The organism is Shewanella sp. (genome assembly GCF_013214165.1).
GTDB lineage: Bacteria > Pseudomonadota > Gammaproteobacteria > Enterobacterales > Shewanellaceae > Shewanella.
The window spans coordinates 85,704-92,554 of record NZ_JABSSM010000007.1; the positions used below are offsets into that span (position 1 = coordinate 85,704).

Consider the following 6,851-nt stretch of genomic DNA (forward strand, 5'->3'; position numbering starts at 1 on the left):
GATTAAGATCAAAGACTCAACTTGTCCTCAATCACAGCAAGCTGCTTAGTCTGATGCCAATGCTGTCTCAAACTTTGATAGAACTTTAGATCCAGCTTGCCTTCTGTAGAAATTATCAATAAAAAGTCACTGTCATCATTGAGCTGCACGGTAATATTCGTCGCTTGCTCTACGCCCTCTCCAAAGTCTACCTTAAGATTTTTTACATCAACGAAATCTGCCGTGGCGACCTTAAGCTCACCGTCTTCTTCCCAATAAGAGAACACAGATGAATGGGTGAACCCATTACCGTCTTCCTCGTAACTGATGACCCCATCACTATAGAACATCAAGATATCTTCATTTTCCTTGATGATCTGATTGTCATTCATAAAGTCGACGCTACTTTGCCAAACCTCATCGCCGGTCATGATTTTACCCGACGGAAAAATGGTTAGTTCACTGCCAATATCGAAGAGGATCCAGGGGATAAAGAGCAAGGAAATCACTGTGTGGCGTATTTTCCAGGCTGAATTATCAATATAGGCTGCAGAGTTTCTGCCATTGAGCTTAATGATATAGCTGACCAAAGGAAACAAGAGTATGGGTGTCGATAACACGCCAGCTAGATACCAATCATTTGAATTATACGTGTAATTAGCAATGAAGAAGAGAATGGCAGCCACAACACCAAGGCTCATTGGCATGATGCTATTTCGATTATATCTCTCCTTACTATCATCGACTAGGTGAGCAAATAAGCCATAGTACCAAAACGGACTAAAAATCCCCCTGGCGATTGGCATAATCCCTCCCTGCTCGGTCTGATTGACATATTTCCAGTTTCTATACATCCAATAACTGATATATATTCCCCCCGTAAAGAGTGATAGAAAGAAGAGTTTACGTCTTGAAACTGGATAATACTTCTCATCCGGATACTCGAGTCGACTTTTTGAATCCAAGCGCCAAGTGACAATGGCGTATATTAGACCTAAGCAGTTAAGCAACACCCAAAGAAAAATCAGTTGGTCTTTTTTATCAAGCGTATTACTAGCAGCAGATTCTGACTCGCTGGTATCACTCACAGCAGGAGTAGCACTCCCTTCACCATAGGTCATCACAGAGTAAGACAGCGAGTCTTCAATCTTGTTGATTGCGTTAATGTAGTCGCCAACATTCATCGCAGCGATATACTCAGTTTTAGACTCATAATTAAACGTTAGCGTTAACGTTTTCTCTGCATCGTCGAAGTTGGAGGTAAATTCATAGATAAAATACGGGTTGCTCTGCGTTGTCGTTTCATCCGGAAACTCCCACTCTCCATTAGAGACCTTTACATGGATCTTGTGAGAGATGTTATTAGGATATCGGCTGAAAAATGGCGATTGACGATGGGCATTTTTTGGCTTTTTTAAGGCATCTAGGAGCGAATAACTGACGAAATTGACCTTAAAGTTTGCCCCATCAGGCTGCCATGCATTGTCTATCTGATACGTTTCTTGTGCATTAATGGCCCCAGTTTGCTCATTGTCGACGATGATGAGTTTATTGGCTGATATTATGTCTGGAAAGTCGTCTCGATAATAATCTTCATAACGAGTTTGAAGGGCTTTTAGTCCTATATCTTCGAGTTGATAACGAAATGATTGCGCCCGGAAGCCTTGATACTGACTCTTAACAGATAATGACGCCTGCCCTTTAAAACCTGCACTTAAATCGTAGGATTCAGTCACGATTAACTGTGATTTAGGATCTCCTATGCTTAACTCAGTCAGAGCACTGACCCCAGATTTAATCACCAGCCCGTAGTGATAATTGGCCTGATAGATATCTTCTAGCGGTCCTTTTTGATAATTCATTGTAGGGTCTAGCCAATACGTTTTCCCAGACACTTGTACTTTAGCGATCACATGGTTAAACGCATTGTTCGATACAGGCAGAGCGAGCAGTTCATGGCCATAATCGGTACTGACTAACACAGGGTCGGCGTCGATATCGAGTCCGTTAAGCAGCGCCATAAACAGCATGACCTTGTCTTTACAGTCACCATAACGCCTGCTTAACGTATCTTCAGCCAATGATGGCTGATGAGAATTGACTCCCATTTCAAGACCTAAATATCGGATCTGCTCTTGCACATAGTTGAGCGCTAACATCACACGTTTATTAGCGTCTCCGGTTTGTAACTTAATATCCTCAATGACTCGACTCACCCCTTCACCGGCCACAGAACCTTGGCTATAGAGAGGCATTGCCCAATCGACAACTTGCTCCCAGGAGTTCAATTCCGAAAAGTAAACTGTAGCGAACGGCTTGTACCAAGAGGGAGTATTGTCATCCAGTAAGAGTACAGGGCTATCTGTACGTACAATGGCATATTCAATATAAGCGTCATCGTCTATAGTCAGCCTGCTCTCGATGACTGTGTCTTGAGTGTTTTTGACATCGACATATAAAGGGTTTTGTTTCCCCCAAAGCACTCTTAGGCTCTGGACATGAATAGGGAAAGACCACTGTAAAGATCGCTCGAAGGAGAATATATTCTGATAGACAGGATTAGCGCCACGAATAGAATAACTGTACTCGATGATGTCACCCACTCGCACATCATCTAAAATAACGTGAGCCGTCAAACGCCCATCATAGAGCCCTTGTTCGATACGCCCCTCTTGCTTTAACAAAGATATATCACGGTCTAATAGCTTATCTATGACTTCAGAATGTCTAATGATCTGCATGGAATGAAACGTCAGATATTCATATAGTGGATCGAAACCCACTTCTATCTGAGAGACTTTATCTAAACCTCTTTGATTAACCACTAACTGGCGTAAACGGGTAAAACGAACCTGAGGCCTGGTTTCACCAACCTTCAATTGATTGTCTACCAGTAAGTAATAGTTACCTGAGCCAATTTCTTCAACCGGGACTTTATCCGGTGTCGAAGTATCCGTTATCTGTACCCAAGCAGGAACAGGGGCGATTGCGACGGTATAGTCAGGCCCAGCGAATGACACTTGAGGCATTAATACCAGCAGTAACATAGCCTGGAGATAGCAGAATAAACGACGAGCTTGAGGCATGCAGCTTGTGTAAAAATGAATAGAAGTGAAGATTGAAATAGACAAGAGCAGCATCCTTTGCTGTTGAAGAACGAATATAGATCGTTACGGATTCATACCAATCGGTATTAAGCAGCCAAATTTGGCATTGAAAGCAACATTCTATATGAAAACCACTCGTACATTAAAGCAACTTACACTCAACTTGGTTTACATTTACTCAATTCGCAGCCAATTTTCTTGATGCCTTAGTTATGCCCGCTTTGCACCAAAGAAGGGAAGGTCCCGGAATAATACCGATGATAATAAGAGTTAAACCACATTCAAAGACGGCATCGAAATGCAGAACGACATGGTTTACCTAGCCTGTTTGTCTGAACCTAGATCACCAAGAGTCGGCATAAAAGCGCGCTTGCCTCGCTTCGGCGGTAGTGCAATCGGTAATATGGATCAATTCGGCCAAGGTGATATTGGGGTTGTCAGTGAGCAGGCGAGCCAGCTTTGCCTCTAACGGTTCTAGCTTGTCTGTATGATCGAGCAAGCCTGTGTCAATCTTTTGCATAAGGTAACCAAAACCACCGGCATTTTCCATTTTCAACCCTTGTGTCTTCAATCCTGCCGAATAGGATTGAATACTGATAGCGCCACCAGAGAGACTCCAATTTCTGGAGCGACGCACCCGCTTAAGCTCGCAGTGGTATTGCCGTGCAATTGCTTTGGCTTGTTTGACTTCCTCCCTTCCTATTCGATGAATAAGTGAGGGAAGTGAGACGATGATGTCTTCACTCATGGCTGCATTTCATTTATAGACAATATTTCATTCATCGACAGTACAGTTAACCCTAACCTAATTAAATCAGGGCGAAACTCGCTAGGTTAACAATAGGTTAAAGATATAAAGCTATTGAGTAAAACATAAAAAATAGCTATCCTATGGCTACAGGAAACCAAGTAAGACCGGAATTCAGGGATGAAGACAAGCTCATAGCTCTCTCTTAAAATAAGAACAGAGTTAAATGTAAGCAATTGATTCACATCAAACTTCCCCCTACTTTCACTCTTTGCAGATATCTTGTGACAAGAGCGCATGCCCTAAAATAACCTGCGATGTTTATAAAGTAGCACAAGTACCAACACTTAAAAATCAGAAGAGACCAAAATGAAAAGATGGAATATGTTCACATTGGCATCGGTAGCACTTTTTTGCCTTCAAGCCCCAACGTTTGCATCGGGATTGGATGCAACCTCGGTAAAAACCAGTGCACAGCCAGAAACTGCTCAAACGTTCCTCAAGCGTAAAATAGCAATCGCACGATTTTCAAATGAAACCCAAGCAGCCAATAGTTTTCTTGTCGACAGTTCTAACAATCGAATAGGCAAACAAGCGGCTGATATTCTCAGTGCGCGCCTGGCCGACACTAATAAGTTTATTATGTTTGAACGCCTTGATAGTGAGGAAGTCAACACAGAGAACGTGCTAAAAGGCATAAGTGATAGTGGCGTCGCTGTCGATTACTTAATCCTTGGTTCTGTCAGTGAATTTGGCCGCTCAGCAGAGAGCACCACAGGTTTATTCTCTAAGTCTAAAATACAGAAGGCTTACACTAAGGTTAACGTGCGCTTAGTCGATGTCACAACTGGAAGAATAATAAGTTCTGTTGAAGGCGCTGGTGAAGCGACCACAGAAACGAAGAAAACATTTGGGGCCGGCACATCCGCTGCATTCGATCAGAGTCTCACTGATAAGGCGTTATCACAAGCCATCTCTCAAATGATCAGTAATCTAGTCGAAAACATGACGGCCAAGCCGTGGAAATCCTATTTCCTATCGAAGGAGGATGGCAGCCTCATCATTTCAGGCGGCGCAGCACAGGGCCTTTCCGAAGGTATGGAACTAATCGTTTACCAGAATGGAAGACAAGTTAAGAACCCGCAAACTGGTGGCCTCATCTCTTTACCTGGAAAAAAAGTAGGTAAAGTACAAGTGCTATCAACATACGGCACTGACGAATTTGATCAAATTTCTTTCGTCGATATTGTTGAGGGTACGGTGAGTGATGACCTATCAAAATATTACCTTTCTGATAAATAAAATGAGACTGATATGAGAACAATAATATTTATATTTTTAAGTGTATTTTTAATTGCATGCGGATCAAATGTGCAGCGAAATGCAACGGGTTTAGAGCATGAACAAAAACTGGTCATCATTGCCGACGTATTAGTTGGCCATTCTATTACTGTAGCCGCCATCGATAACCATATCATCAAGAGCAAAGATTTAACTGACTATGCGACAGGTATTGCGGGCGCTGCCGATGCAGCAGATGAAAACCGCCAAATTTTAATCATAACATTGGACAAGGGATCCCATAGACTTTCTATCAAGAGCCCAACTGGCACAGTCCTTTACGCTAAAGAAATATACCTAGCTGATGGTCAAGTCAGAACAATACGTCTCTAAAAGGAAAAGCAACAAATGCTAACTAAAACAAGATACCTCATACTCGCCACAACATTTATGTTTGCAGGCTGTGCCTCGGTAACCGAAAGTGGATATTACTGGGGAAACTACTCTGAGACGTATTACGAATATATTAAAGCACCATCGGAGCAAAGCGTCACCAAGCATCTCGATGAGTTAAACAACATTATTGATACCTCGAAGAGCAAGGGCTTAAAGGTACCTCCGGGCATTTACGCTGAAATTGGTTACATTACAGCCAAACGCGGAGACAGCGACAAGAGTATTGGTTATTACCGTCAAGAAGCCCAATTGTACCCAGAGTCCAAAGCCTTCATCGAACGCTTAATATCAGATCAGAAATAGGAAAAAACATGCGCTTACTCATTGCAATTACAATCGTGTTATTTATGTCAGGCTGTGCAGCGACGACGACAACTAAAGAGGCCGCATTTCCTGACATGTATTCTGACGTTAATCGTCAAACCATGCTCATAGTGCCAATTATCAATGAAACCACAGCCGCCGAGGCGCCTGATTTTCTCAACGCGACGGTTGCCCAACCACTAGCGAATAAAGGTTATTACGTACTTCCAGTGCCTATTGTGAGCGATATCTTCAAAGAAGCGGGTATTGTTGATGGCGCACAGCTTAAAGGGGTCCCTTTCTCAACCTATAAGGATAAATTTGGCGCCGAGTCGGTACTGTTTATCAAGCTAATATCTTGGGAAACGAACTACCTTGTCATTTCAGGTAACGTTACTGTGGGTATGGAGTACATTCTAGTTTCAGCAGAGACTAATAACGTTTTATGGTCATACAAGAACACATTCGTGCTAGATACCTCAGGTTCTACTGGCAACTTACTGGCAGATTTAATCGTAACAGCGATAACAACGGCAGCCACTGATTATATCCCAGTGGCAAGACGTGTACACGCTAACGCGGTGAGAACACTACCCGTTGGCAAGTATCATCCTCAGTATCTCCAAGACGGCAAAGTTAAAAATGTCATCCCTGAGCTGGCTAGCGCCCCAGTAGAGAGATTCTAAACAACAGCTGATTATCAAACCGATAAGCTAGTTAGTGAGGCTGAGATAGCCTTGCTAGCTAGCCCTTCGAGCTTTTCGGCTAACTTCTATATGTATCAAACACCGACAAGGTATGCTCCTTGTACGCCTTACCCACGCGAGTCATTGTGGCAGCAGTGAGAGAAGCTGGAGTAATACAATAAGTGCAACAGATTAAGGTTGAAAAGTGAGAGAGCTGAAGGCAGAATTTTAGTTCTCACACACAAATTCAGAGTCTGTCATGAACAAACAGTACCATCAGCTCACTCAGGA

The 6,851-nt window shown here is 42.8% G+C and carries 6 protein-coding genes; 4 read left to right on the forward strand and 2 right to left on the reverse strand.

From position 1 onward, the window contains the following. Window positions 1-8: 8 nt before the first annotated feature. Window positions 9-3,110, reverse strand: a complete 3,102-nt coding sequence (locus HRU42_RS03675) for a DUF3857 domain-containing protein (RefSeq protein ID WP_295028987.1) — start codon at window positions 3,108-3,110, stop codon at window positions 9-11. A 319-nt stretch (window positions 3,111-3,429) separates the two neighbouring features. Further along, the gene (locus HRU42_RS03680) at window positions 3,430-3,834 is read right to left on the reverse strand and encodes a ribosome recycling factor family protein (RefSeq protein ID WP_295028988.1); all 405 of its coding nucleotides are present in this window, start codon (window positions 3,832-3,834) and stop codon (window positions 3,430-3,432) included. Window positions 3,835-4,203: 369 nt separating this feature from the next. On the opposite strand from HRU42_RS03680, the gene HRU42_RS03685 reads away from it, so the two are divergent. The 4 genes from HRU42_RS03685 to HRU42_RS03700 are packed head-to-tail and all read left to right on the forward strand — an operon-like array spanning window position 4,204 to window position 6,560. Further along, window positions 4,204-5,136, forward strand: a complete 933-nt coding sequence (locus tag HRU42_RS03685) for a CsgG/HfaB family protein (protein WP_295028989.1) — start codon at window positions 4,204-4,206, stop codon at window positions 5,134-5,136. Window positions 5,137-5,148: 12 nt separating this feature from the next. Next, window positions 5,149-5,508, forward strand: coding sequence for a hypothetical protein (locus tag HRU42_RS03690; RefSeq protein ID WP_295028990.1), 360 nt, complete (start codon window positions 5,149-5,151; stop codon window positions 5,506-5,508). Window positions 5,509-5,523: 15 nt separating this feature from the next. After that, a complete protein-coding gene (locus tag HRU42_RS03695; RefSeq protein WP_295028991.1) occupies window positions 5,524-5,874 on the forward strand; it encodes a DUF4810 domain-containing protein in 351 nt (116 codons plus the stop codon). A gap of 8 nt (window positions 5,875-5,882) precedes the next feature. Beyond that, a complete protein-coding gene (locus HRU42_RS03700) occupies window positions 5,883-6,560 on the forward strand; it encodes a GNA1162 family protein (protein WP_295028992.1) in 678 nt (225 codons plus the stop codon). The last annotated feature ends 291 nt before the right edge of the window (window positions 6,561-6,851 follow it).